Origin of the sequence: Andreprevotia lacus DSM 23236 (genome assembly GCF_900176275.1) — a bacterium.
Taxonomy (GTDB): Bacteria; Pseudomonadota; Gammaproteobacteria; order Burkholderiales; family Chitinibacteraceae; genus Andreprevotia; species Andreprevotia lacus.
In genome coordinates, this window is sequence record NZ_FWXD01000010.1 from 38,726 (window position 1) to 60,988 (window position 22,263).

The window sequence follows — 22,263 nt, forward strand, 5'->3', positions numbered from 1 at the left end:
GGCCATGAAAAAACTCTTGTTGATTTTCGCATTGTTTCTAAGCTCGATGACGGCTTGGGCTGAGACCAAGATCGGTGTGGTCAATACCGATCGCATCCTGCGCGAGTCGGCGCCGGCGCTGCGTGCCGGCAAGAAACTCGAGCGTGAATTCGATGCGCGCCGTAGCGAAGTGCAGAAAATTTCCCAGCAAGGCAAGGCTTTGCAACAGCAGCTTGATCGTGGCGGTCTGAGCGAGGAGGATCGCAAAGTCAAGGAGCGTGAACTGATCCGCCTGACGCAAGACTTCAACCGCATGCAGCGTGAGCTGAACGAAGACTTGAACGCGCGCCAGAACGAAGAGCTTGCCGGCCTGCGTGAGCGCGTCAACAGCGCCATTCAGCAAATTGCCAATGCCGAGAAGTACGACCTGATCCTGCAGGAGGCTGCGTACAGCAATCCGCGCATCGATATTACCGACAAAGTGCTCAAGCTTTTGACGGACAAGCAATGAGCCAGAGCTGGACGATATCCACCCTGGCCGAGCGGCTGGGTGGTGCATGGCATGGAGACGACGTGGCGATAGACCACGTCGCTTCGCTTGAATCGGCCGCATCCGGTGCGCTGGCTTTCCTGGCTAACCCGCGCTTCAAACCGCAGATGGCACAGAGTGCCGCTGCCGCAGTCGTGCTCAAGGCCGCCGATGCGGAAGGGCTGACGCGCCCGCATATCGTTGCCAAAGACCCGCATCTGTTCTTTGCCCGCGCTGCGCAATTATTGCACCCGGCACGCGTGGCGCAGGGTGGTGTACACCCGAGTGCCACGGTGAGCGATGCCGCGCAGGTGGATGCCAGTGCACAGATCGGCCCCGGCGTGGTGGTCGAGGCGGGTGCCCGCATCGCTGCCGGTGCCATCCTGCTAGCCAATGTTTATGTCGGCCGCGATGTCATCATTGGCGAGGGTGCCTTGCTGTATCCACAGGTATGCGTATTGGACCACTGCGAAATCGGTGCGCGGGTGATTCTGCACCCGGCGGCCATCATCGGCGCGGATGGGTTTGGCAATGCGTGGGCGGGTGATCATTGGGAAAAGATTCCGCAACTCGGTCGCGTCATCATTGGTGACGACGTCGAGATCGGGGCCTGCACCACGGTAGACCGTGGTGCGCTGGAAGATACCGTGATCGGGCAGGGTGCCCGGCTGGACAACCTGATCCAGGTGGCGCACAACGTCGAGGTAGGCGCGCATACCGCCATGGCGGCCTGTGTCGGTATTGCCGGCTCGACCAAAATCGGCGCGCGCTGCCAGATCGGTGGTGCGGCCATGATCAGTGGCCATCTGGAAATCGCCGACGGGACCGTGGTGCTGGGCGGCACGCTGGTGGCCAAGACCATCCACCAGAGTGGTGTGTATTCGGGCTCGTACCCGATGCAGGAGCACGGTGACTGGCTGAAGAATGCAGCCCAGTTGCGCCATCTGAACGAGCTGGTGCAACGGGTGAAGCAACTCGAAAAACAATTGACGGCACTACAGGTGGCGTCCGGAGAGGAAAAGCAATGAGCGAACAAATGGATGTCGTGGAGATCATGAAATATCTCCCCCATCGTTACCCCTTCCTGCTGGTAGACCGCGTACTGGAGGTTGAGCCGGGCAAGACGCTCAAGGCGCTGAAGAATGTGACGATGAACGAGCCGTTCTTCCAGGGCCACTTTCCGGGCTACCCGGTGATGCCGGGCGTGCTGATCCTGGAGGCGCTGGCGCAGGCGGCCGGCGTGCTGTCGTTCAAGAGTGTCGAGAACCAGCCCTCGGCCGATACGCTGTACTTCTTTGCCGGCATCGACAATGCACGCTTCAAGCGTCAGGTGGTGCCGGGCGACCAACTGACCTTGCAAGTCGAGATCATTGCGCACAAGCGTGGCATCTGGAAGTACAAGGCGCAGGCGCTGGTGGGCGACGAGCTCGCGGCGGAAGCCGAGCTGATGGTCGCGCAGCGCGAAGCCAAGCGCTGATATACAGTCAAATCATTGAATCAAAGAACGGTTTGTCATGACGTTGATCCACCCCTCCGCCATTGTTGATCCCAAGGCCCGGCTGGCCGCCGACGTGCAGGTTGGCCCGTTTTCGGTCATCGGCCCGGACGTGGAGATAGGCGCGGGCACCGTGGTCGGACCGCATGTGGTCATTGATGGCGTGACGCGCATTGGGGAGAACAACCGTTTTCACCCGTTTGCCCACATCGGTTGCACGCCGCAGGACCTCAAGTATGCGGGCGAGCCGACGCGGCTGGAAATCGGCAACGGCAACACCTTCCACCAGTCGATCACGGTATCTACCGGCACGACTCAGGACGAGGGACTGACGCGCATCGGCGATGACAACTGGATCATGGCCTATGTACACATCGCCCATGACTGCCGCATCGGCAGTCATTGCATCCTGGCCAACAATGCCACGCTGGCCGGCCACGTGCACATTGATGACTGGGTGTTTCTGGGGGGCTTTACCACCGTCCACCAGTTCTGCAAGATCGGCGCGCATGCAATGACTGCCTTTACGGCAGCAGTGTCGCAGGATGTGCCGCCCTATGTGACGGCGGCCGGCAATCGCGCCATACCGGCCGGCATCAATAGCGAGGGCTTGCGCCGGCGCGGCTTCAGCGCCGAGCAGATCGCCGTGGTCAAGCGGGCCTACAAGACCTTGTACCGGCAGAACCTGCCGCTGGACGAGGCGCGTGCCCAAATCGAAACTGCCGCGCAATCCGCGCCGGAATTGCAGCTGTTCGTCGATTTCTTCGCCGCAAGCACGCGCGGGCTGATTCGCTGATTGCCGCGCGATTGCGCAAGCAATCGCCCTGTCACACGGCATACTCAAGTATCATGCGCACTGGCTGCGCAGCGCTCGCGCTGCATCCTCTGCGGCATTGCCCCCGGCATGCCGCTGCCGTTTTTCCAACCCTAAGAAAAGATTGAACGAGCCGATGACGTATCGACTCTTTGAACCCGCCGGTTCAGGGCCCCGCATTGTCGTGATCGCGGGGGAATCCTCGGGCGATCTGCTGGGCGCCCAGCTCATCGATGCGCTCAAGCTGCGCTATCCCCAGGCCCGTTTTGCCGGCATTGCCGGCCCCAAGATGCAGGCTGCCGGTGCCACCACCGTGATCGAGATGGATGCGCTGGCCGTGCGTGGTTACGTGGAGGTGTTGCGCCACCTGCCGCGGTTGTTGCGTATCCGCAGCAGACTCAAGGCCGCCATCCTGGCTGAAAAACCCGATCTGGTGATCGGCATTGATGCGCCTGATTTCAACTTCAATATCGAGGCTGCTGCCAAGGCAGCGGGCATCCCGGCCGTGCATTACGTGGGCCCGTCCGTGTGGGCGTGGCGGCCGGAGCGGCTGAAGAAAATCGGCAAGGCCGTGTCGCACGTGTTGCTGCTGTTCCCGTTCGAGCAGGACATCTATCGCCAGGCCGGCATTCCTGCCACCTATGTGGGCCACCCGCTGGCCGACATGATGCCGCTGGTACCCAAGCAGGACGAAGTACGCGAAGTGCTTGATGTTCCGTCCGGCAAAACCGTGTTTGCCATGCTGCCGGGCAGCCGCCAGAGCGAGCTGGAGATGCATGCCACGCTGTTTGTGCAGACTGCGCAAAAACTGTACGAGCGTTTTCCGAATTCGGTTTTTCTGGTGCCGCTGATCACGCGCGAGACGCGACTGCAGTTCGAAACCGAAATGTGGAAGCAGGGCGCGCAAGAGCTGCCTTTCCGCCTGCTGTTTGGCCACGCGCACGAGGCCATGCAGGCGGCGGATGCCATTCTCGTCGCATCGGGTACCGCTGCGCTCGAAGCCATGCTGGCCAAGCGGCCGACGGTGGTGACATATCGCCTCTCCAACACCACCTATCGCATGGTGAAGAAAAAGCTGCGTCTGCCGTACGTAAGCCTGCCCAATGTGCTGGAAGGGCGCTTTCTGGTGCCGGAACTGCTGCAGCACGATGCAACAGTTGATAACCTGGTGCAGGCGCTGAGCAACAGCATTACCGATCAGCGTTTTGCGGCCCGTCTGGCTGCCCGCTTTGCCGATCATCACGAGGCGTTGCGCTGTGGTGCCGCCGAACGTGCCGCAGAAGCGGTAGCCGGCGTGCTGGGGGGCAGATGGCGCTGATTTGCGGTGTGGATGAGGCAGGGCGCGGCCCGCTGGTGGGTTCGGTGTTTGCGGCTGCGGTCATCCTGCCCGACGATCACGGCATTGTCGGTCTGGCCGACTCGAAAAAGCTGACCGCACAAAAGCGCGAGCAACTTGCCGTGCTGATCCGCGAACGTGCCATAGCGTGGGCGGTATGTGGTGTTGATGCGCAGGAGATAGACCGCATCAACATCCTGCAGGCCACCATGCTGGCCATGCAGCGCGCGGTGGAGGCACTGGCTGTGCAGCCCGAACTGGCGCAGGTCGATGGCAATCGTGCCCCCAAGGTGGCGATGGCGGTGGAAACCATCATCAAGGGCGATGCCAAGGTACAGGCGATTTCCGCCGCCTCGATTCTGGCCAAGGTGGCCCGGGATGCCGAAGCGGACGAGCTGGAAGCACGCTATCCCGGCTATGGTTTTGCCCAGCACAAGGGCTATGGCACGGCCATGCATCTGGCTGCGCTCAAGGCGCTGGGCCCGTGTCCGGCGCACCGCATGAGCTTTGCACCGGTGCGCGCGGCGGCTTCCCAGTCTACGCTGTGGTAAAAGCAACTGGCGGCAGGCATGGCGGGTGACGCGGGCTGACCGGTGTGTTGCGAATGTATCGCCTTGTTGTCGCTGGCATGCGCAGCCTCTAAGATACTAGGGCGTATTAGAACAAACCCCATGTGTACAGGCGACCGCTCCGGCGCCTGGCACCGATTCGACAGGGATTACGACGCATGTTCGTCATCATCGGCTATGTCTTCATGTGCACCTGCATTCTGGGTGCTTATGCCTTCCACGGCGGCGAGCTGCACGTGCTGTGGCAACCTTCCGAAGTCGTCATCATTTTCGGCGGTGCACTGGGCGGCATGATTGCCGGCTACGGTGGCAAGCCGCTCAAGGCCACGCTCAAGGCGCTGCCCTCGGTGTTCAAGGGCTCCAAGTACACCAAGGCGTTCTACATGGACCTGTTCGCGCTGATGTACGAGCTGCTGTCCAAGGTGCGCAAGGAAGGCCTGATGTCGATCGAAGCCGACGTCGAAGACCCGCATGCCAGCGCCGTGTTTTCCAAGTATGAAAAAGTGTCGCATGATCATCACGTGGTCGAGTTCATTTGCGACTATCTGCGCCTGATGGTGGGCGGCAACCTCAATGCCTTCGAAATCGAAAACCTGATGGATGTCGAAATCGACACCCACCATCACGAGGTTGAGGTGCCCGCCACGGTGATCACCAAGCTGGCCGACGGCCTGCCGGCCTTCGGTATCGTGGCTGCGGTGATGGGCGTGGTGCACACCATGGGTTCGCTGCACTTGCCGCCGGCCCAGCTGGGCGAGCTGATCGGCGCCGCGCTGGTGGGTACCTTCATGGGGATCTGGCTGGCGTATGGTTTCGTGGGGCCGCTGGCGGCGTCGATGGAAACCAAGGCAGCCGAAGGCACCCAGGTGTTCCAGACAGTCAAGGTGACCCTGTTGGCCAGCCTGAACGGTTATGCGCCGCAGGTGGCGGTCGAATTCGGCCGCAAGGCGCTCAGCTCCACCGAACGCCCGTCGTTCAAGGAGCTGGAAGAGTTCGTCAAGAACGCCAAGGGCAAATAAGCCGCGCTGATGCGCCGGTTACTTCTCCGCTTTACTCAGGTCAGTCACGATGAGCGATGATTCGCAACGCCCCATAGTCGTCAAGAAGATCAAGAAAGGCGGTCACGGCCACCATGGTGGTGCGTGGAAAATCGCCTATGCCGACTTCGTGACCGCGATGATGGCCTTCTTCCTGTTGATGTGGCTGCTGGGCTCGGTGTCCAAGGGCAATCTGAAGGGCATCTCCGATTACTTCTCCAACCCGCTCAAGGTCGCCAACAGCGGCGGTGAAGGTGCGGGTGATGCCACCTCGCTGATCAAGGGGGGCGGCAACGACATCACCAAGCAGGCCGGTCAGGTCAACAAGGGCAGCCCGGCGGCCGAAGAGGCCGCGCGCGACAAGCGCCGCCTGTCCGACCTGAAGAAGAAATTCGAAGCGCTGATGGATGACAAGGCGCAGACCAACAGCAAACTGTCACAGTACAAGAGCCAGCTCAAGCTGGACATGGTGGCCGAAGGACTGCGCATCCAGATTGTGGACGAGCAGAACCGGCCGATGTTCAAGTCGGGCAGCAGCGATCTCGAACCTTATGCGCGCGACATTCTGAATGAAATCGGCAAGCTGCTGAATGACGTGCCGAATGACCTGTCCGTGTCCGGCCACACCGATGCCACGCCGTTTGGCGGCGGCCAGAACGGCTACAGCAACTGGGAGCTGTCGAGCGATCGTGCCAATGCGGCGCGGCGGCAGATGATTGCCGGCGGCGGCATGGACGGCAAGAAGGTGCTGCGCGTGAACGGCTTCTCGGACGAGGTGCCCATCGACAAGGGCAACATTTATAACCCGGTGAACCGCCGCATCAGCATTGTCGTGCTCAACAAGGATGCCGAACAGGATATCCGTGATCAGGTCGGCAGCCCGCCGCCGGATACTGCCGCGTCGGCGCCTGCGGCCAAATCTTGATCCTGCGTTTTCTGCTGCCGCAACTGGCCGGCTTCACCTTGGGTTTGTCTGCTGCGTATGGCCTGCGCTGGCCGGCCATCGCCGGCGCCGCGCTGGCAGCCCTGCTGGCACTGGTTTTCTCCCGTCTTGCCGGTGCCGGGCAGTGGTGGCAACTGGCGCTGCAGGCGCTGTTGCCGTTTGCCTTGCTGGGCGCGCTGGCGCTGCACTGGCCGGCGTGGTGGTGGGCGGTGGCATTTGTGTTGTGCTGGCTGGTCTATGCCGGGGCCTTGCGCAATCGCGTGCCGCTTTACCTCAGCAATGCGCGCGCGCTGGCCTTGTTGTCCGAGCACATTCCCGCACAAGCCCGTTTTGTCGATCTGGGGGCCGGCACCGGCACCGTGCTGGCCTGGCTGGCGCGTCATCGCACCGACGTGGCCGCCAGCGGCATCGAGTTTGCCTGGCTGCCCTACTGGCTGGGCAGGCTGCGGCTGTGGCGCACCTCGCAACGCTTGCTGCGCGGCGACCTGTTCGCCTTACCGCTGGCCGACTACGATGTGGTGTATGCCTACCTGTCGCCGGAACCCATGGCGCAGCTCTGGGCCAAGGCGCGTGCCGAGATGAAACCCGGCGCGCTGCTTGTGAGCAACAGTTTTGCCGTGCCCGGCCATGAGCCCGATCTGGTGCTGCCGGTGCAGGATTGGAAAGAGAGCGAGTTGTTGTTATGGCGACTGTGAGCGCCCCTGTTGCGGATATCGATAGCTGGTTGCGTTACTGGAACGCACGGCCCTGGCCGGTGCTGCGCGAAACGCGCGAGCGCCTGCAGCCCATGTTACGCCGCGCCGAACGCATCAAGTCGGATGAAATTGCCGATGCGGTGATGCTGGATCCGCTGCTGTGCGCCCAAGTGCTCAAGCTGGTGAACCAGCGCGAGAAAAACAGCCTGGCGGCCGATGTGGTCACCATAGAGAACGCCATCATGCTCTATGGCGCCACCGCTTTTCTGGAGCGCTTCAGCCACGGCATCACGGTTGAAGACGTGCTGGCCACGCACAAGGGCGTGCTGAGTGCCGTGCATGCCGAGGTGCAGCAGACCCGCATGCTGGCAGGGCTGGCGCGTGATTTTGCCAACCAGCGCATTGATTCGCGGCTGGACGAAATCTATCTGGCCGCCGTGCTGGCACGAGTGCCGCAATTGCTGCGCTTGATTGCCAGCATTGATGCCGCAGCGCCCAAGGCGCCCGGCCAGGCCTTGCCGATGATCACCGGCTGGAAGCTGCCAGAGGCGCTGCGCAAGCTCAACGACTTCGACGGGGAATTGCCGGCGCGGGTGGCCATGCAGGCCGCCGTGGTGCGCGGCGTGCCCGCACTGTCCAAAGGCTGGTGGCAGGACGACGTGCGCCTGTCGCTGGAAAAAATTGCCGAGGTGCTCAACGTGCCGGTCGAGGACGTTTGGGTGCCGATACGCAGCCGTTTGCTCGGCCCGGATCTGCTGGCGCAGGCCGCACCGCACTGGCCCGCTGCGCGCTGGTTGCCCATGCTGCCGGGTGAGTGGCCATTACCGGTGGCGCCTGCCGCACCCAAGCCGTCCGCTGTGCAGGCTGCCGTACCTGCACCAAAGCCAGTGCAAGTACCCAAGGCCGAAGCGGCGCCTGTTGCGCCCGCTCCTGAGGTCAAGGCGACGCCCCCGCAGCCGGCCACTCCGTCAGAGGCATTGCGCCAGGCCATGCTGGCGTTGCAACAGGCGGGCCAGCAGGGCGCACAGACCAATCAGGTGATGCAGCTGGCCTTCAAGGCGCTGATCCACGGTCTGGGTATGCGGCGCGTGATGCTCAGCCTGCTCGATAGCGACAAGATCACCCTCAAGGCACGATTTACGCATTGTGGTGCGAGCGATGACCCGCTGCGCAGCTTCGCGCTGACGCTGGACCCGCCACACCTGATCTCCAAGTTGATGAGCAAGCCGCAAAGCATCTGGCTGAACCCGCAAACGCGTGCCGAGCTGCTTGGCCGACTGCCGCCGCTGTTCGTGCGCCAGGCCGGGGATGGCGATTTCTGTGCGATGTCGATTTTTGTCGGTGCGCGGCCGGTGGGCATGATTTACGCCGACCGCCAGGCGGAGCAACCGCTCGATGATGCGGCCTACCAGACTTTCAAGCAGGTGTGCACCCTGGTCAGCCGTGCGCTGGCCGACCGCAGCAAGGCTTGATCCCCCGCGTTTGCCTGCGCAGGCTGCTTGCAGGCAAACTGGCGCCCCCGCGCGCTGTGTCGCTAGCCCCGTCGTATCCAGGAATGCCCCATGGAGTTGATCCAGTCCACGCAAAACCCGCTCTACAAGCTGGCCGGCAAGCTCGCTACGCACCGCCGCGACCGTCTCAAGCAAGGGCTGATGCTGCTGGATGGCACGCATCTGGTGGCGGCGGCGCTGGATGCGGGCCTGGCGTTGCAACACGTACTGGTGACCCAGGCGGCCATCAACAACCCGGAATGCGTGGCACTGGTCAAGCGTGCTGATGCACGCGTGCACCTGCTGGATGAGCCGCTGTTCGCCACGCTGAGCGAGCTGCCCAGTCTGACCGGCATGCTGGCGATTGCCGCCATGCCGGCGCCCGCTACGCCGCAGCGCGGTGGCCTGGTGCTGGCGCTGGATGGCGTGCAGGACCCGGGCAATGTCGGCTCCATCCTGCGCACCGCGTTGGCTGCCGGGGTCGGACAGGTCTGGCTGTCACCGGGCTGTGCTGATGTGTGGTCGCCCAAGGTGTTGCGTGCCGGCATGGGAGCGCAATTCGTGCTGGCGCTACACGAACGGGCCAATCTGCCGGCACTGCTGGCGGCGTTCGATGGGCCGGTGGCCGCAACCCTGCTCGAAGGGTCGGTCGACCTGTACGATGCTGACCTGCGCGGCAATCTGGCGCTGGTGCTGGGGGCCGAGGGGCAGGGGGTCAGCCCCGACATTGCCGCACTGGCCACGCTGCGGCTGCGCATCCCGATGGCGCCGGGCATCGAATCACTCAATGTAGGTGCTGCGGCGGCCATCTGCTTGTACGAACGCGTGCGGCAGTCGCGCTAAGCACCGCTCAAGGTGCTGCGAGCGGTGTTGCCCCATTACCCCGTGATGCTACGTCGGGGTCGGTCTGAACCTTACCCCTGTGCGTCCAGAATCGCGCGCTGGCGCAGCGGTTGCAGCGGACGGGCATTCATCGGAAACAACTTGCGGAACTGAGCCAGCTGGCGGGCCGAGACGGTAATGGGCGTCTTGAGGATGATCCAGCGCACCCCCTCGCTGCACGGCGGCGTGGTCAGCGAGCCCATCAGGGTCCAGTAATCCAGCCGTGCCGGCATCAGCGCCTGCGGGTTGACCAGCAGGTGGCTGTCGCTGTCGGTTTCACCGCTGGCAGGGAATTTCTTCCAGAGTGATTTCAACGTGCGCTGTTCGTCCTTGCCCTGCTTGAGGAAGACCGCGATCACGGCCAGCTGGCCGGCATCATTCTTGTGTACGAAATGGATCACCATCGGGTAACGGCGGCCGGCAATCGCTTCCTCGCTGGGGGTGTGGAAGTGAAATTGCAGCAGTTGATAACGATCTGCGCCGATTTCCAGAAAACTGCCCGGCTCCACATTGTGCTGGATTGTGTGGCCGTTGTTCAGCGTGGTGACATTGCCCGGCATGTAGCGCAGCGTCAGCGGTTCCAGCCGTTGTGCATAGACGGTGCTGACATCAATGGGCGATTGCTGCTGGCCGCTGCGGCACAGCGTGTTGGCCGGGTCGAGGTCGGCCCAGTAGCCTGGCCCGGTGCTGCCGTCATAGGTCCAGTGCTTGGGGTCGTGCGGCTCGGCAGCGTGTGTGGCCTTGGCGGGGGCGTGCTTTTCTGCGCTGGCTGCCGGCTTGGGCGCGGCGTGCGGGTCTGAGGCCATGGCGGCGGTAGAGAGGACAAGGGCGAGCAGGGCAAACAGGCGCATGGCGTGGCATAAATGCAATGAGACCTTCCGAGCTTAGCCGTATCGTGCGAAAACACCAATCCGGCGCGGTATAATCGGGCTTTTCGCTGAGCGCGTATCTGCATGGGCGAGTTTCCCGACGGTGTGTGTTTTTCTGCCAGCCTGCCGCTGCGCTGGCAAGCTGCGCCACTGCAATCGGCGTTTGAGGCCGGCCGCTATTTCGAGGTGCTGAGCGCCTTCGAGCAGGCCGAAGAGCCCGACCCTGAACATGCCCGGCTGGATCTGCAGTTGCTGTGGCTGGCGCGGTTGCTTAATCCGTCGCTGCCGACCCCGCAAGCGGTGCGCGTCGGCATCGAGCACGTCGAATGGTGGGCCGAGCAGCCGCCACAGCCGGCCTCCGGCTGGCTGGCCGTCAGTTTCAGCGACACCTTGCCCTATCTGGTCAGCCTGCCGCTGGTGCTGCAGGATAGCGTAGCCGAGCAGGGCGGCTGGCGCTGCCGGGGCAGTTGGGCGCTGACGGACGAAGCACTGCGCATCGCTTTCGAGCGCCTGGTGTTCCGCCGTCACCGCGAACAGATACGCCGCCAGCACAAACAGGAAAGTTGATGTCGGTATTTGAACACCTCCCGGCCGCGTGGCAAGCGCTCGTCGCTGCCGAGACCACCAGTCCGCGCTTTGCCAAACTGGGCGAGTTCCTGGTGGCCGAAGCGGCGGCCGGCAAGCAGATTTACCCGCCGCGCCAGCACTGGTTTGCCGCGCTGGATGCGCTGACCCCGCAAGATGTGAAGATCGTCATTCTGGGCCAGGACCCGTACCACGGCGCTGGCGAGGCGCATGGTCTGGCGTTCTCGGTGCCCGTCGGCGTGAAAACGCCGCCGTCGCTGCGCAATATCTGGCAGGAAATCGCCCGCGATCTGGGCATTACACCGCCGCAGCACGGCAATCTGGCTGGCTGGGCACGGCAAGGCGTGCTGCTGCTCAATACCTCGCTCACGGTCGAAGCCGACTGCGCCGGCAGCCATGCCAAACGCGGTTGGGAACATTTTACCGATCGCCTGATCCATGCACTGGCGCAGCGCGAAAGCGGCATCGTCTTCATGCTGTGGGGCGCGCATGCGCAAAAGAAGTTGCCCTTGATCGATGCCGCGCAACATTGCGTGCTGACCTCGCCGCATCCATCGCCGCTATCGGCGCATCGCGGCTTTATCGGCAACGGCCATTTTTCGGCGGCCAACGCCTATCTGCAAACCCGACACAAGGCGCCCATAGACTGGGCGGCTGCCTGACTCATGAATCTGCTTGCTTTCGATATCGGCGGTACCCACCTCAAATACGGCATCGTGACCGACACCGGCGAAGTAATCGACGCGCGCCTGGCCGACACTGAGGGGGCTGCCGGTGGCGCCGCATTGCTGGCCAAGGTGGTGGCACTGGCCGCGCCGATGGTTGCGCAATACGCGCCAGCCGGCATCGCTGTCAGCTCGCTGGGCTTGATCGAGCCGCATACCGGCGCAGTACTGGGCGCCGCCGAAGCGGTGCCGGGCTATGCGGGTTTGTCGGTGCAGGCGGCACTGGAAAGCGCGTATGGCTTGCCGGTAACGGTCGAGAACGATGTCAACTGTGTTGCGCTGGCCGAGGGCTGGCTGGGCGCGGCCAAGGGCGTGGCGCACTTTCTGGCCATTGCCGTTGGCACTGGCATTGGTGGCGGCATTGTCATCGATGGCCGTTTGTACCGTGGCCACCGCGCCGCGGCGGGCGAGTGGGGCTATATGAAGATCGCCGGCAAGCTGTGGGAAGACCACGCGTCCATGCGCGGCCTGGTGAACAGCGTGACTGCGCAAACCGGTGTGGCTGGCTGGGATGGCCGCAAGATTTTTGCCGCCTGCGATGAGGGTGATGCACAACTGCAGGCCGTGGTTGCCGAGTGGCTGGAGCTGCTGGCAACCGGTATTGCCAATCTGATTTATGCTTTCAACCCGGAGCGGGTCGTGATCGGTGGCGGCATTGCCGGCCGTGGCGAGCCGTTCCGCAGCGAGCTGGATGCGGCCATCAACCGTGTCCTGCTGCCCGATTTCCAACAACAAAGCCAGATCGTACTGGCTAGCGCAGGCAATCATGCGGGCATGATGGGCGCTGCACGCAACTGGTTTCTGACCAAGCGTTTCTTCTAATAACAAGATCCAAAAACCTGAGTGGCCAGGAGCTTATACATTGAAAATCTTGCTGAATCACATCGGCTTCGAGCCGGGCAGGCGCAAGCGCGCGCTGGTGCAGGCACCAGCGGGTTTCGGGGCGGGGTTCACCGTCTATAACGCAGACACACGCGAAGCGGTTTACCGTGGTGCGCTCGGGGAGGCCATGTCGGTGGCCAACTGGGGTGTGGCCAATGGTGCGCAACTGTATTTCTGCGTGGCAGACTTCAGTGCGCTGGATGCAGAGGGCGAGTATTTCATCGCCCTGGATGGTGTCAGCCCGCCGCTGGTGTCGCACACTTTCGCTATCCGCCGTCGCGTGCTGGGCGAGCTGCTGATCTCGGACATCGTGCACTACATCAAGGGCCAGCGCTGTACCGGCATCTGGGATATTGCCGACCGGTCGCGCCCGCTGTGGGGCAGCGCCGAGGCCGGCAAGGAAGTGCGCCGCGACGTGCACGGCGGCTGGTATGACGCATCGGGTGATGTGTCCAAATACCTGTCCCACCTATCCTACGCGCAATACATGAACCCGCAACAGACGCCGCTGGTGGTGTGGAGCCTGATCGAAAGTGCGCGCCTGCTGCCCAAGCGGCCGGACTGGGTGACCGAGGCCATGGGCGATCTGCAAGGCGAAGCCGCCGACAAGCACATTACCTTCTTCAACAAGTGGTTCTTCGAGCGCTTCAATGACGAAGCGCTGCACGGCGCCGATTTCCTCATGCGCCTGCAAGACCCGGCCGGCTTCTTCTGCATGACCGTGTTCGACAAATGGAGCAAGGACGAAAACGCCCGCGACATTTGCGAATACAAGCAGGGTGGCGAGAAGTTTGCCAGCTACCAGGCTGCCTATCGCCAGGGCGGCGGGGTGACCATTGCCGCGCTGGCGCGCGCCTCGCAGCTCGACCGTGATGGCGAAGGCTTTACCCGTGCGCAGTATCTGGCTGCGGCCGAGAAGGGCTTCGATCATCTTGAGGCGCACAACGTCAGCTATCTCGAAGATGGTGTCGAAAACATCATCGACGACTACTGCGCGCTGCTGGCTGCGACCGAACTGCTGGCCATCACCGGCGACGGCAAACATGCCGATGCCGCCACACGCCGCGTACTGAATTTGCTGGAGCGCCAGACCGAGCAAGGCTGGTTCCGCGCCGACAGCAGCGGCGCGCGCAGCTATTTCCATGCTGCCGAGGCGGGTCTGGTGTATCTGGCACTGCTGCGCTATCTGGAAGTGGTGCCGGCCTCGCCGCTGGCCGGCCGCATTCGCGAGGCACTGCGCCGTGGCTATGCCTTCGAACTGGCAGCCACCAATGGCGTCACCAACCCGTTCGGCTATCCGCGCCAGTATGTGCAGCACGCCGGCAAGCCGGGCAAGGTGCAGTTTTTCATTCCGCACGACAACGAAACGCAATATTGGTGGCAGGGTGAGAACGCGCGCCTCGGGTCGGTTTCTGCCGCTGCAACGCGTGCTGCGGCCTTCTTTGCTGATGAAGACGCTGCTTTTGCCGACGCCATCGCCCAATACGGTGATAATGCGCTGCACTGGGTGCTGGGTGCCAACCCCTTCGATGCCTGCATGCTGCAAGGCTGGGGGCGCAATAACCCGCGCTACGAGGCTGGCTTCTTCAACGCGCCAGGTGGCGTGTGCAATGGCATTACCAGCGGGTTCGAGGATGACGAAGACATTGCCTTCCCCGACACCAAAACGGCGACCATGGCCAACAGCTGGCGCTTTACCGAACAATGGATGCCGCACGGCGCCTGGCTGCTGCTGGCGTTGAGCGCGCGTCTGAATCCACAGGAGTAAATCGGCATGACCATCGTGGTAACCGGCGCGGCCGGCTTCATCGGCTCCAATCTGATCAAGGCGCTGAACGAGCGCGGTGAAACCGACATCATTGCGGTCGACAACCTCACCAAGGGTGACAAGTTCCGCAATCTGGTCGATCTGGGCATTGCGCACTACATCGACAAGCTCGATTTCATCGAAGCGCTGGCTTCGGGTGACTACGATGGCCAGATCACCGCCATCCTGCATCAGGGCGCGTGCTCCGACACCATGGAGCACGACGGTCGCTACATGATGGACAACAACTACCAGTACACGCTGACCCTGTTCGAGTGGGCGCAGCAGCAAGAGGCGCAGTTCATCTACGCCTCGTCTGCCGCCACCTACGGCAACGGCAGCAACGGCTTCATCGAGACGCCCGATTGCGAGCAACCGCTCAACGTCTACGGTTATTCCAAGCTGCTGTTTGACCAGATCCTGCGCCGCCGCATGGAAGACGAGCGCATTACCGCGCAAGTGGCCGGCTTTCGTTACTTCAACGTCTACGGTCCGCGCGAACAGCACAAGGGCCGCATGGCCTCGGTGGCCTTCCACAACTTCAACCAGTATCGCGAGACCGGCAAGGTCAAGCTGTTCGGTGAATACGGCGGCTATGAAGCGGGCGGCCACACGCGTGATTTCGTGTCGGTCGAGGATGTGGTCAAGGTCAACCTGTGGTTCCTCGACAATCCGGAAGTCTGTGGCATCTACAACGTCGGCACCGGCCGTGCGCAACCGTTCAACGACATCGCCGTCACCGTGGTCAATACCTGCCGCGCTGCCGAGGGCAAACCGGCGCTCAGCCGCGACGAACTGCTGGCGCAGGGCTTGCTGGAATACTTCGACTTCCCGGATGCGCTCAAGGGCAAGTACCAGTGCTTTACCGAAGCCGATCTCACGCTATTGCGCGAAGCAGGCTACGAGCAGGATTTCCTGACGGTGGAGCAGGGCGTCAGCCGCTACGTACGGGCTTTGCTGCGTAGTTGATGAAAAGCGGGGCTAGCCCCGCTTTTTCATGCTTGGCGTGCGGCTCAGCGTTTGTGTTCGTGGTAAACGCGGAACAGCTCGCTCACCAGCACGCCATTGATTTTCATGCCGCTGAGTTCGACATTTTCGACTGTCACATCCTGAAACGAGATGGTGTGGAAAGTCGAACCGACAAAATCCACATTGTTGAAAATGCTGCTGGCCAGATTGACCTCGTGAAAGGTTGAGTTGCCCAGATCGACCCGGTTGAAGGTGCGGCCGAGTAATTGCGGGTTTTCTGCTTCATCCATGAAATGTCATCCTTGAAGGGGTAAGGGCGGCGAGGGTTATTGCAATACTTTGAGTAACTGCTCCACCACCCACGGTGATGGCACGCTGGTGTTGCGATGGCTGGCAAACACGAAATTGTCGGCCATGGTTTCTTCCGGGTGGATCAGGTAGCCGGTATTCATGCCGGTCTTTTTCAGGAAGGCCGGCGTTTGTTCCGGGTCTATCAGTTGCAGTGCCTTGCCGTCGCGCACGGCGGTGCTGCGCCCGTCGCTGGTGCTGACTTGCAGCAGTCGCATCACCAGACCGTCGAAAAAGTTCTCCTTGCCCTTGGGTATGTGGCCCAGCGTACTGAACAGCATCGGTGTGTAGCGCGCTGAATGACCATCGATGGTCAGCTCGATGCAATAGCTGGCATTGCGCGGCTCGTCCGGGTTGCTGATGCGCGAAGCTTCGATTTCAGGCGGCACGCTCAGCAAGGGGCAGGGCGTGTAGCCGATGATGGCGTAGGCGCGCTCGCGCAGCTGACGGTCGTGCCGGCTCAGCACATGGAACAGCTCGTGGCGGATTTCATCCTCCAGCTCACGATCCGGTTTGCCGACATCGCTGCTGCTGAGAAAGATGCCGTTGCCGCGCGTGTAGGCCGCGTTGCCCTCTTCGCGCCCAGAGGTCTTGAACAGCATGATCTCGCCGGGTGGCTTGAGTTTGAACGCGGCAACATCGTTGTGTATGCGCGCCAGCATGGGCAGCAGTCGTTGCAACTCGGCCTTATCCCAGTCCTGCACCTCATTACCCTGTGCTGCGCTGAAGGCGGCAGCGCTGAGCGGTCGATCCAGCTTGAGCTTGGCCTGCCGCTCGTAAGCCGAAGTCTGGCTGGCATACTCGTCCAGCTTGCCCAGGATGGCTTGCCCCTCGCGTTGGCTACCAAAACGCAGCACCACATCATTGGCGAATGTGGCAGTGCTGATGGCAAGTAGCAGCAGGGCGGCAAGGGGGCGGCGCATGAGGTCTATCCGTGGGGTGGGTATGTCTTTGTGCCTGAATGCGTGCTGACGGGCAAGTTTTCACTGATGTGGGCCAATCGACATGGTCAGGTGTTCTCTGGTCGCAGGCGGGCTGTTGCTGCGCGTATAATCGCAGCCATGACCACGCCCACATCCCTCCCCGAATTCAAGACGCTTGAAGACTTTGTCGGCAATACGCCGCTGGTCAGGCTCAAGCGTCTGCCCGGCAATACGTCCAACACCATCCTCGTCAAGCTCGAAGGCAACAACCCGGCCGGCTCGGTAAAAGACCGCCCGGCGCTGAGCATGATCCGCCATGCGCAGGCGCGCGGCACCATCAAGCCCGGTGATACGCTGATCGAGGCCACCAGTGGCAATACCGGCATCGCGCTGGCGATGGCGGCGGCAATGATGGGCTATCGCATGGTGTTGATCATGCCGGCCAGCTCCAGCGTCGAACGGGTGCAGAGCATGAAGGCGTATGGTGCCGAGGTGATTCTGGTTGAAGGCATGGAAGTGGCGCGTGATCTGGCCATGACCATGGTGGCGCAGGGGCAGGGCATCGTGCTGGATCAGTTTGCCAACCCGGACAACCCGCTGGCGCACTTTGAGACCACCGGCCCGGAAATCTGGCGCGATACCGCCGGCACCATCACGCATTTTGTCTCCAGCATGGGTACGACGGGCACCATCATGGGCACTGGCCGTTACCTGAAAGAAATGAATCCGGATGTCCAGATTGTCGGCGTGCAGCCCATGGATGGCGCGAGCATTCCCGGCATCCGCAAATGGCCGGTGGAATACGTGCCGGCGATCTGCGATTTCAGCAAGATCGACCGCATGCTGGAGGTGAGCCAGCCCGAGGCCGAAGAAATGGCCCGCCGTCTGGCGCGCGAGGAAGGCATTTTTGCCGGTATTTCGTCCGGAGGGGCGCTGGCGGCGGCGCTGGCGTTGTCAAAGACGGTGGAAAACGCGGTGATCGTGTCCATCGTGTGTGATCGTGGTGATCGCTATCTGTCCACCGGGGTGTTTCCGGCATGAACCTGGTCGACCTGCTGGGCCTGATGGCCGGCGCCTGTACCACGGCAGCCTTCGTGCCGCAGGTGATCATGGTCTGGCGTACGCGCTCGGCCAAGGATATTTCGTTGGGCATGTACTGCTTGTTCGTATCCGGGGTGTTCATGTGGCTGGTGTACGGCATTCTGGCCAATGCCATGCCGGTGATCGTCGCCAATGCCATCACCCTGGTGTTGGCGGCCAGTGTGCTGGTCATGAAGCTGCGCTTTGACCGCATTGCGGCCGAGGTCGAGCTGGAAATGCACAAGCTCACCGCCAAGGTGGCTGACTCCTTCGAAACGGACCGCGCACCATGACCACGCCTGTTGATCTGCATTGTCATTCCAACGTATCGGACGGCCTGCTGCCGCCGCGCGAAGTGGTGCGCAAAGCGGCAGGGCGCGGCTGCAAAATGCTGGCGCTGACCGACCATGACGATACGCGCGGCTTGGCCGATGCGGCCGATGAAGCGGCGCTGCTGGGCGTGCAGTTCGTCAATGGCGTCGAGGTGTCGGTGAGCTGGGGCAAGCACACCCTGCATATCGTTGGCCTGGGCTTTGACCCGGCCCACCCGGCGATTGCCGAGGGGCTGGCGACGGTGCGTGCCGGTCGCTACGAGCGCGCGCAACGCATGAGCGACTCGCTGGCCAAGGTGGGCATCGAGGGGGCAATGGAGGGCGCGCAGCGCCACGCCGACAATCCCGAAATCCTCAGCCGTACCCACTTTGCGCGTTTTCTGGTGGAAACCGGCCGCTGCAAGGACACCAAGAGCGTGTTCCACAAATATCTGGTGCGCGGCAAGCCCGGCTATGTCGAGCACGAATGGGCGCGCTTGCACGACGCGGTAGAGTGGATACGTGCCGCCGGCGGCGTGGCGGTGCTGGCGCACCCGGCGCGCTATGACATGGGCAACGAGACCATGCGCGTGCTGCTGACCGAGTTCAAGCGGCTGGGCGGCGAGGGTATCGAGGTGGTGTCCGGCGTGCATGGTGTGCACGAGGCGGCACGCTTTGGCCGGCTGGCGCAAGAGTTCGGCTATCTGGCCTCCAGTGGCACCGATTTCCATGCCACTGGCGAGGGCGCGCGCGACCCTGGCCTGAACCCCGATCTGCCCGATGGCTGCACGCCGGTCTGGTCGCGCTGGATGACGGCCTGATGCTGGTCAGCCTGTATATCGCGACCTCGATCGACGGCCATATTGCCGGCCGCGATGGCGGACTCGACTGGCTGCCGGCGATCCCGCTTGAGGGTGAAGACTACGGTTACGCCGCCTACTATGCCAGTATCGACGCACTGGTGATGGGCCGTTCAACCTATACGCAGGTGTGCGGCATGGGCGACTGGCCCTATGCCGGCAAGCAGACCCACGTTTACACGCACGGCCAGCTGCAGACCGGCCGCGATGATGTTGCATGCACCGATCTGCCACCGGCGCAATTGCTGGCCCGGCTGCAGGCTGCCGGGCACCGCAAGGTGTGGCTGATGGGCGGCGCCAACACGGTGCGGCAATGGCTGGAAGATGGCCTGGTCGATGAAATCATCCTGACCCTGGTGCCGGTGGTGCTGGGCGAAGGTGTTCCGCTGTTCTCCGGCGTGCCGTTCAGCCGCTGGCAACTGGCATCCAGCCGGCAATTTGCCGACGGACTGGTGCAACTGCATTACCTGAAATCCTGAGGACATCCGCTTGTCGCAGTTTTTTGCCATACACCCCGAAACGCCGCAGGCACGCCTGATCAAACAGGCCGTGGAAATCATCCGCAAGGGCGGCCTGGTGGTGTACCCCACCGACTCTTGTTATGCGCTGGGTTGCCAGCTCGACAACAAGGACGCGCTGGAGCGCATCAAGCGCATCCGCAAGCTGGACGACAAGCACCACTTCACGCTGGTGTGCCACGATCTGTCGCAGCTGGGCCAATATGCGCAGGTGGATAACCGAACCTATCGCATGCTGAAAGCAGCCACGCCGGGCAGCTATACCTTCATCCTGCGCGCCACCAAGGATGTGCCACGCCGTGTCTGGCATCCGAAAAAGCAGACCATCGGCCTGCGCGTGCCCGATCACCCGGTGGTGCTGGCGCTGCTGGAGGAACTGGGTGAGCCGCTGCTGTCCAGTACCTTGCTGCTGCCCGACGAAACCGAGCCGCTGACCGATGCGTGGAGCATACGCGAGCGGCTGGAGCATGAAGTCGATCTGGTCATCGATGGTGGCTTCTGCGGCATGGACCCGACCACGGTGGTGGATTTATCCGAGGACTACCCCCATGTAATCCGCCAGGGCTGCGGTTCGCTTGCGCCTTTCGGCCTTTGACCCGCGCCGTTTCAACAGGACATATCATGGGCAGTACAGACATCAGCAGCATCATTTCCAATATCTGCATCTGGGCAATTCCAGTGCTGTTTGCCATTACCGTGCACGAGGCCGCGCACGGCTACGTCGCACGACATTTCGGCGATGACACCGCGTGGAAGCTCGGTCGCATTTCGCTCAATCCGCTCAAGCACATCGATCCGATCGGTACCATTGCGCTGCCTTTGCTGTTTCTTGTCCTGCCAGGCAGCTTCATGTTTGGCTATGCCAAGCCAGTGCCCGTACGTTTCAGTCGTTTGCGCAACCCGAAAGGCGATATGTTCTGGGTTGCGATTGCCGGCCCGCTGGCCAACTTCCTCATGGCGCTGTTCTGGGGGGCAATGGTGTGGATTGCTGTGCACTCCGGTGGCTTTGGGCTTGCTACTGCGCTGTGGCAAATGGCCGCAGCCGGCGTGTACATCAATTTGAGTCTGATGATGTTGAATTTGCTCCCGATTCCGCCTCTGGATGGAGGTCGTGTCCTTGTGTCCTTGTTGCCCCACCGTCAAGCCGAGTTACTATCCAGGATTGAGCCCTATGGCTTCTTCATCCTGATCGGCTTGATGATCATGAAGGTATTGGGCGTTATCCTCTGGCCAATGATGCTGAGCGGATTTACCGTTATTGGCGCTATTTTCCAACTACCCATCGAGTTATTGGTTCCGCGATTCTGATGCAAGGCGATGGCCTGCTAGAATGACACCTGTCTAGAACCACCCTATTTAGGATTTGAATACATGTTCCCCGATCGCGTTCTCTCCGGCATGCGCCCGACCGGCAAGCTGCACCTCGGTCACTACCACGGCGTACTGAAGAACTGGGTCAAGCTGCAAAGCGAATACGAATGCCTGTTCATGGTGGCCGACTGGCATGCGCTGACCACCAGCTATGACGACGTGAGCATCATCGAAAAGAGCGTGTGGGACATGGTGATCGACTGGGTGGCGGCCGGCGTGGACCCGGCGCAATCGGCCATTTTCATCCAGAGCCGCGTGCCCGAACATGCCGAGCTGCACCTGCTGCTGTCGATGATGACGCCGCTGTCGTGGCTGGAGCGGGTGCCGACCTACAAGGACCAGATCGACAAGCTGTCGCACAAGGATCTGGGCATGTATGGCTTCCTGGGCTATCCGGTGCTGATGAGCGCGGACATCCTGCTGTATCGCGGCAATCTGGTGCCGGTGGGCGAGGATCAGGTGCCGCATCTGGAAATCACCCGCGAAATCGCGCGCCGCTTCAACCACTTGTACGGCAAGGAAGTGGGCTTCGAAGAGAAGGCGCAGGCGGCCATCAAGAAAATGGGCGGCAAGAAGGGCAAGCTGTACGAAGAGCTGCGCACCCGCTACCAGCAGGCTGGCGACGTCGAGGCGCTGGAGGCTGGCCGTGCACTGCTGGCCGAGGCGCAGAACCTGAGCCATGGTGATACCGAGCGCCTGTTCGGCTACCTGGAAGGCGGCGGCAAGATGATCCTGCCGGAGTGCCAGCCGCTGCTGACTGCTGCATCGCGCATGCCGGGGCTGGACGGGCAGAAGATGTCCAAGTCCTATGGCAACACCATCTCGCTGCGCGAAGATGCCGATACCGTGGCCAAAAAGATCAAGGTGATGCCTACCGACCCGGCACGCGTGCGCCGCAACGATCCGGGCGATCCGGAAAAATGCCCGGTATGGCAGCTGCACCAGGTGTATTCAGATGACAGCACGAAAAACTGGGTGGTGGAAGGCTGCAAGAGCGCCGGTATCGGTTGTATCGAGTGCAAGACCCCGGTGATCGAGGCCGTGCTGGCCGAGCAAAAGCCGATGTTCGAGCGTGCGCAGCCGTATCTGGAAGACCCGACACTGATCAAGAACATCGTGGCCGATGGCTGTGAGCGCGCGCGCGAGCTGGCGCGCGAGACCATGCGCGACGTGCGCGAGGCCATGGGGCTGTCCTACACCTGATGCCCTGCGGGCCGGTGTGAATATGCCGGCCCCAGGCCACGCG

26 protein-coding genes are annotated in these 22,263 nt (G+C 62.2%); 23 read left to right on the forward strand and 3 right to left on the reverse strand.

The features are described 5' to 3' along the window. The first annotated feature begins 4 nt into the window (after nucleotides 1-4). From B9A19_RS09775 to B9A19_RS09825, 11 genes are all read left to right on the forward strand, one after another. On the forward strand, nucleotides 5-490 hold the full coding sequence (locus tag B9A19_RS09775) for an OmpH/Skp family outer membrane protein (protein WP_245804320.1): 486 nt from the start codon (nucleotides 5-7) through the stop codon (nucleotides 488-490). Continuing rightward, nucleotides 487-1,536 (forward strand): UDP-3-O-(3-hydroxymyristoyl)glucosamine N-acyltransferase, encoded by a 1,050-nt coding sequence (gene lpxD, locus B9A19_RS09780; RefSeq protein WP_084090616.1) that lies wholly within the window; start codon nucleotides 487-489, stop codon nucleotides 1,534-1,536. The genes B9A19_RS09775 and lpxD overlap by 4 nt, the downstream gene beginning before the upstream one ends. Then, nucleotides 1,533-1,985: a 3-hydroxyacyl-ACP dehydratase FabZ gene (gene fabZ / locus B9A19_RS09785; protein ID WP_217807035.1), complete on the forward strand. Its 453-nt coding sequence runs from the start codon at nucleotides 1,533-1,535 to the stop codon at nucleotides 1,983-1,985. The genes lpxD and fabZ overlap by 4 nt, the downstream gene beginning before the upstream one ends. 37 nt (nucleotides 1,986-2,022) lie before the next feature. Beyond that, nucleotides 2,023-2,799 carry an acyl-ACP--UDP-N-acetylglucosamine O-acyltransferase gene (gene lpxA / locus B9A19_RS09790; protein WP_084090617.1) on the forward strand — a complete coding sequence of 259 codons (777 nt, stop codon included), beginning with the start codon at nucleotides 2,023-2,025 and terminating at the stop codon, nucleotides 2,797-2,799. Nucleotides 2,800-2,953: 154 nt separating this feature from the next. Continuing rightward, complete coding sequence (gene lpxB / locus B9A19_RS09795) at nucleotides 2,954-4,135, forward strand: lipid-A-disaccharide synthase (protein ID WP_084090618.1); 1,182 nt, start codon at nucleotides 2,954-2,956, stop codon at nucleotides 4,133-4,135. Beyond that, nucleotides 4,126-4,704: a ribonuclease HII gene (gene rnhB, locus B9A19_RS09800; protein WP_084090619.1), complete on the forward strand. Its 579-nt coding sequence runs from the start codon at nucleotides 4,126-4,128 to the stop codon at nucleotides 4,702-4,704. Before lpxB ends, rnhB begins: the two co-directional genes overlap by 10 nt. 176 nt (nucleotides 4,705-4,880) lie before the next feature. Next, nucleotides 4,881-5,741, forward strand: coding sequence for a flagellar motor stator protein MotA (motA, locus tag B9A19_RS09805; RefSeq protein ID WP_084090620.1), 861 nt, complete (start codon nucleotides 4,881-4,883; stop codon nucleotides 5,739-5,741). Between the two features lie 49 nt (nucleotides 5,742-5,790). Further along, on the forward strand, nucleotides 5,791-6,684 hold the full coding sequence (gene motB / locus B9A19_RS09810) for a flagellar motor protein MotB (RefSeq protein ID WP_084090621.1): 894 nt from the start codon (nucleotides 5,791-5,793) through the stop codon (nucleotides 6,682-6,684). Continuing rightward, nucleotides 6,681-7,397, forward strand: a complete 717-nt coding sequence (locus tag B9A19_RS09815) for a class I SAM-dependent methyltransferase (protein ID WP_139798763.1) — start codon at nucleotides 6,681-6,683, stop codon at nucleotides 7,395-7,397. The genes motB and B9A19_RS09815 overlap by 4 nt, the downstream gene beginning before the upstream one ends. After that, a complete protein-coding gene (locus tag B9A19_RS09820; protein WP_084090623.1) occupies nucleotides 7,385-8,869 on the forward strand; it encodes an HDOD domain-containing protein in 1,485 nt (494 codons plus the stop codon). Before B9A19_RS09815 ends, B9A19_RS09820 begins: the two co-directional genes overlap by 13 nt. A gap of 90 nt (nucleotides 8,870-8,959) precedes the next feature. After that, on the forward strand, nucleotides 8,960-9,730 hold the full coding sequence (locus B9A19_RS09825; protein ID WP_084090624.1) for a TrmH family RNA methyltransferase: 771 nt from the start codon (nucleotides 8,960-8,962) through the stop codon (nucleotides 9,728-9,730). 71 nt (nucleotides 9,731-9,801) lie between these two features. On the opposite strand, the gene B9A19_RS09830 is transcribed toward B9A19_RS09825, so the two are convergent. Continuing rightward, nucleotides 9,802-10,620, reverse strand: coding sequence for a carbonic anhydrase family protein (locus B9A19_RS09830; protein WP_084090625.1), 819 nt, complete (start codon nucleotides 10,618-10,620; stop codon nucleotides 9,802-9,804). 102 nt (nucleotides 10,621-10,722) lie between these two features. On the opposite strand from B9A19_RS09830, the gene B9A19_RS09835 reads away from it, so the two are divergent. The 5 genes from B9A19_RS09835 to rfaD are packed head-to-tail and all read left to right on the forward strand — an operon-like array spanning nucleotide 10,723 to nucleotide 15,606. Continuing rightward, a complete protein-coding gene (locus tag B9A19_RS09835) occupies nucleotides 10,723-11,205 on the forward strand; it encodes a PilZ domain-containing protein (RefSeq protein WP_084090626.1) in 483 nt (160 codons plus the stop codon). Beyond that, nucleotides 11,205-11,885: a uracil-DNA glycosylase gene (gene ung, locus B9A19_RS09840; protein ID WP_084090627.1), complete on the forward strand. Its 681-nt coding sequence runs from the start codon at nucleotides 11,205-11,207 to the stop codon at nucleotides 11,883-11,885. The genes B9A19_RS09835 and ung overlap by 1 nt, the downstream gene beginning before the upstream one ends. A 3-nt stretch (nucleotides 11,886-11,888) precedes the next feature. Next, entirely contained in the window at nucleotides 11,889-12,770 is an 882-nt protein-coding gene (locus tag B9A19_RS09845; protein ID WP_084090628.1) for an ROK family protein, read from the forward strand. Nucleotides 12,771-12,810: 40 nt separating this feature from the next. Further along, nucleotides 12,811-14,598, forward strand: coding sequence for a glycoside hydrolase family 9 protein (locus tag B9A19_RS09850; protein WP_084090629.1), 1,788 nt, complete (start codon nucleotides 12,811-12,813; stop codon nucleotides 14,596-14,598). A 6-nt stretch (nucleotides 14,599-14,604) separates the two neighbouring features. Beyond that, nucleotides 14,605-15,606 carry an ADP-glyceromanno-heptose 6-epimerase gene (rfaD, locus tag B9A19_RS09855; RefSeq protein ID WP_084090630.1) on the forward strand — a complete coding sequence of 334 codons (1,002 nt, stop codon included), beginning with the start codon at nucleotides 14,605-14,607 and terminating at the stop codon, nucleotides 15,604-15,606. A gap of 44 nt (nucleotides 15,607-15,650) precedes the next feature. Here the strand turns inward: rfaD and B9A19_RS09860 are convergent, their stop codons facing one another. Beyond that, the gene (locus tag B9A19_RS09860; protein ID WP_084090631.1) at nucleotides 15,651-15,896 is read right to left on the reverse strand and encodes a pentapeptide repeat-containing protein; all 246 of its coding nucleotides are present in this window, start codon (nucleotides 15,894-15,896) and stop codon (nucleotides 15,651-15,653) included. A gap of 36 nt (nucleotides 15,897-15,932) precedes the next feature. Then, nucleotides 15,933-16,877, reverse strand: a complete 945-nt coding sequence (locus B9A19_RS09865) for a hypothetical protein (protein ID WP_084090632.1) — start codon at nucleotides 16,875-16,877, stop codon at nucleotides 15,933-15,935. A 138-nt stretch (nucleotides 16,878-17,015) separates the two neighbouring features. Between B9A19_RS09865 and cysM the strand changes: the two genes are divergently transcribed. The 7 genes from cysM (at nucleotide 17,016) to B9A19_RS09900 (ending at nucleotide 22,220) form a co-directional block, all read left to right on the forward strand. Beyond that, nucleotides 17,016-17,918 carry a cysteine synthase CysM gene (cysM, locus tag B9A19_RS09870; RefSeq protein WP_084090633.1) on the forward strand — a complete coding sequence of 301 codons (903 nt, stop codon included), beginning with the start codon at nucleotides 17,016-17,018 and terminating at the stop codon, nucleotides 17,916-17,918. Continuing rightward, entirely contained in the window at nucleotides 17,915-18,250 is a 336-nt protein-coding gene (locus B9A19_RS09875) for a SemiSWEET transporter (RefSeq protein ID WP_084090634.1), read from the forward strand. Before cysM ends, B9A19_RS09875 begins: the two co-directional genes overlap by 4 nt. Next, complete coding sequence (locus B9A19_RS09880; RefSeq protein WP_084090635.1) at nucleotides 18,247-19,089, forward strand: 3',5'-nucleoside bisphosphate phosphatase; 843 nt, start codon at nucleotides 18,247-18,249, stop codon at nucleotides 19,087-19,089. Before B9A19_RS09875 ends, B9A19_RS09880 begins: the two co-directional genes overlap by 4 nt. Beyond that, complete coding sequence (locus tag B9A19_RS09885; RefSeq protein ID WP_084090636.1) at nucleotides 19,089-19,607, forward strand: dihydrofolate reductase family protein; 519 nt, start codon at nucleotides 19,089-19,091, stop codon at nucleotides 19,605-19,607. The genes B9A19_RS09880 and B9A19_RS09885 overlap by 1 nt, the downstream gene beginning before the upstream one ends. Nucleotides 19,608-19,617: 10 nt before the next feature. Further along, nucleotides 19,618-20,241, forward strand: coding sequence for an L-threonylcarbamoyladenylate synthase (locus B9A19_RS09890; protein ID WP_084090637.1), 624 nt, complete (start codon nucleotides 19,618-19,620; stop codon nucleotides 20,239-20,241). Nucleotides 20,242-20,267: 26 nt separating this feature from the next. Next, the gene (locus tag B9A19_RS09895) at nucleotides 20,268-20,954 is read left to right on the forward strand and encodes a site-2 protease family protein (RefSeq protein ID WP_084090638.1); all 687 of its coding nucleotides are present in this window, start codon (nucleotides 20,268-20,270) and stop codon (nucleotides 20,952-20,954) included. Between the two features lie 63 nt (nucleotides 20,955-21,017). Next, nucleotides 21,018-22,220 (forward strand): tryptophan--tRNA ligase, encoded by a 1,203-nt coding sequence (locus B9A19_RS09900; RefSeq protein WP_084090639.1) that lies wholly within the window; start codon nucleotides 21,018-21,020, stop codon nucleotides 22,218-22,220. Nucleotides 22,221-22,263: the final 43 nt, after the last annotated feature.

Bases quoted from the DNA above. Each gene is read 5' to 3' on its own strand.
- lpxA (WP_084090617.1), top strand. From the start codon at position 2,023: ATGACGTTGATCCACCCCTCCGCCATTGTTGATCCCAAGGCCCGGCTG.
- cysM (WP_084090633.1), top strand. From the start codon at position 17,016: ATGACCACGCCCACATCCCTCCCCGAATTCAAGACGCTTGAAGACTTT.
- B9A19_RS09875 (WP_084090634.1), top strand. From the start codon at position 17,915: ATGAACCTGGTCGACCTGCTGGGCCTGATGGCCGGCGCCTGTACCACG.
- fabZ (WP_217807035.1), top strand. From the start codon at position 1,533: ATGAGCGAACAAATGGATGTCGTGGAGATCATGAAATATCTCCCCCAT.
- lpxD (WP_084090616.1), top strand. From the start codon at position 487: ATGAGCCAGAGCTGGACGATATCCACCCTGGCCGAGCGGCTGGGTGGT.
- B9A19_RS09860 (WP_084090631.1), bottom strand. From the start codon at position 15,896: ATGGATGAAGCAGAAAACCCGCAATTACTCGGCCGCACCTTCAACCGG.
- motB (WP_084090621.1), top strand. From the start codon at position 5,791: ATGAGCGATGATTCGCAACGCCCCATAGTCGTCAAGAAGATCAAGAAA.
- B9A19_RS09845 (WP_084090628.1), top strand. From the start codon at position 11,889: ATGAATCTGCTTGCTTTCGATATCGGCGGTACCCACCTCAAATACGGC.
- B9A19_RS09865 (WP_084090632.1), bottom strand. From the start codon at position 16,877: ATGCGCCGCCCCCTTGCCGCCCTGCTGCTACTTGCCATCAGCACTGCC.
- B9A19_RS09880 (WP_084090635.1), top strand. From the start codon at position 18,247: ATGACCACGCCTGTTGATCTGCATTGTCATTCCAACGTATCGGACGGC.
- B9A19_RS09775 (WP_245804320.1), top strand. From the start codon at position 5: ATGAAAAAACTCTTGTTGATTTTCGCATTGTTTCTAAGCTCGATGACG.
- B9A19_RS09900 (WP_084090639.1), top strand. From the start codon at position 21,018: ATGTTCCCCGATCGCGTTCTCTCCGGCATGCGCCCGACCGGCAAGCTG.
- motA (WP_084090620.1), top strand. From the start codon at position 4,881: ATGTTCGTCATCATCGGCTATGTCTTCATGTGCACCTGCATTCTGGGT.
- B9A19_RS09885 (WP_084090636.1), top strand. From the start codon at position 19,089: ATGCTGGTCAGCCTGTATATCGCGACCTCGATCGACGGCCATATTGCC.
- lpxB (WP_084090618.1), top strand. From the start codon at position 2,954: ATGACGTATCGACTCTTTGAACCCGCCGGTTCAGGGCCCCGCATTGTC.
- ung (WP_084090627.1), top strand. From the start codon at position 11,205: ATGTCGGTATTTGAACACCTCCCGGCCGCGTGGCAAGCGCTCGTCGCT.
- B9A19_RS09835 (WP_084090626.1), top strand. From the start codon at position 10,723: ATGGGCGAGTTTCCCGACGGTGTGTGTTTTTCTGCCAGCCTGCCGCTG.
- B9A19_RS09820 (WP_084090623.1), top strand. From the start codon at position 7,385: ATGGCGACTGTGAGCGCCCCTGTTGCGGATATCGATAGCTGGTTGCGT.
- B9A19_RS09895 (WP_084090638.1), top strand. From the start codon at position 20,268: ATGGGCAGTACAGACATCAGCAGCATCATTTCCAATATCTGCATCTGG.
- B9A19_RS09825 (WP_084090624.1), top strand. From the start codon at position 8,960: ATGGAGTTGATCCAGTCCACGCAAAACCCGCTCTACAAGCTGGCCGGC.
- rfaD (WP_084090630.1), top strand. From the start codon at position 14,605: ATGACCATCGTGGTAACCGGCGCGGCCGGCTTCATCGGCTCCAATCTG.
- B9A19_RS09830 (WP_084090625.1), bottom strand. From the start codon at position 10,620: ATGCGCCTGTTTGCCCTGCTCGCCCTTGTCCTCTCTACCGCCGCCATG.
- rnhB (WP_084090619.1), top strand. From the start codon at position 4,126: ATGGCGCTGATTTGCGGTGTGGATGAGGCAGGGCGCGGCCCGCTGGTG.